The organism is Tenacibaculum finnmarkense genomovar ulcerans (assembly GCF_900239495.1).
GTDB lineage: Bacteria > Bacteroidota > Bacteroidia > Flavobacteriales > Flavobacteriaceae > Polaribacter > Polaribacter ulcerans.
This window is the reverse complement of sequence record NZ_OENE01000012.1, coordinates 1-1,427: the sequence shown is the minus strand read 5'-3', so window position 1 is coordinate 1,427 and position 1,427 is coordinate 1. Positions and strand designations below refer to the sequence as shown.

Genomic DNA, 1,427 nt, shown 5'->3' with positions numbered 1-1,427 from the left:
TTTTTTTGGTTAAAAGTGAAAAAAATACTATTTCACTACATCAACAAATATAGCTAATTATTCCATTTTTACCACAGTTATACTGACTTATCAAGCAGACACCCCTAAATAGCACCTCAAACCCCTTTAAAATATAGGTTTTTTTAAGCATTTTTACCAAAAGCAGTTGAAAAAAGTCGATTTCGAAAAAAACACCCAAAAAATACTGAATACGTCATTTTTTCAAAATGAAAGGTTTTTTTAGAATAGCCAAAACCACAAGCAAAAAAAGAGGGCGGAATATTTCCCGCCCTACTTGTGTATAATGCCCTCTTTGGCTCTGATAAGTTGCTCCTCAGCATTGCTTATTTAATTCCTCAAGGTGTTGCAAAGGTAATTAAAAAACCCTTTTAAAAACGAAAAATAAATCAGCAAGATGGAAATCAAAAGGGAAAAAATTTAGTATGCTTTCGGTAAAAAATGCTTAAAAAAACCTAACCAAAAAATTTGAAAAAAAATCGACTTCGGAAGATTTTTCACTCCCCTCGTAGAGGGCAAGTTTGGTTTTTGTTGGATAGATTGAGGTACGAAATTTGTCCGACAAAAACACAACTTGCAAAATATAAAGAACTTCATTGTATGCGTTTTTTATCAGTAAATAAAGGCTTAGAAGCTATTTTAATACTTTTTATTAAAAAAATCAATATTTCAACTCGAAAAAAAACAACGTAAAACGCTGATTTTCAAACCCGTAGGGCAAGACTGTACGGTATTTTTATGAAGCGAAGCGAGTAAAAGTACCGTACCGTCTTGCTATTTAAAAATACCTTAAAAACAGCTTATTCTTGCTGATTTATTTCTCGTTTATTTTATCATCTATTTATCTATTTATCTATTTATCTATTTATCTATTTATCTATTTATCTATTTCCTAAGTTTTAAGATGTTGTTTTTATATTTTGATATGTTTCTAGCTTATAAAGTTATTAGTTAAAATAAGGCGTAAAAAGACCTTAATAAATAAATGTTAAGGTCTTCTTTAGTTTTAAATTTTTGATTAATTTTTTTCGTCTGGATAGGCTACCATTCTTTTTACTTTTTCGGGAATTGGCAGATCAACTAATGGTTCTCCTGTGTCTAAATTCCACCAATCAACTTTCCACCACTTGTACACACCGTCTTCTTTGTCTATAATTTGCCCCTTTAAATCTTCGTCTTCAAATTCTTCTTTAATTTTTCTTAGACCTCCAAAAGTTGAAAATGTCCGTTTACCCCTTAAAATATTAAACACTAAATCATACCTTTTAGCGTTCCTATTGTCTGTTTTTACCTCTGATTTTATAGCGTATTTGAATATTTCAAACTTCCCAAATTCATCAACAAAACGCAAATCTTGACCTCTTTTATTAGCTTCGGGAAATCTTTTCAGCCATTCAGAAATTAACCAT

At 30.3% G+C, this 1,427-nt stretch carries 1 protein-coding gene; it reads right to left on the bottom strand.

What is annotated here, in order from left to right:
- Positions 1–1,036: 1,036 nt before the first annotated feature.
- Positions 1,037–1,427 (bottom strand): hypothetical protein (locus tag DPIF8902391_RS04300; RefSeq protein WP_172505123.1); only part of this gene is annotated, 391 nt, incomplete at its 5' end.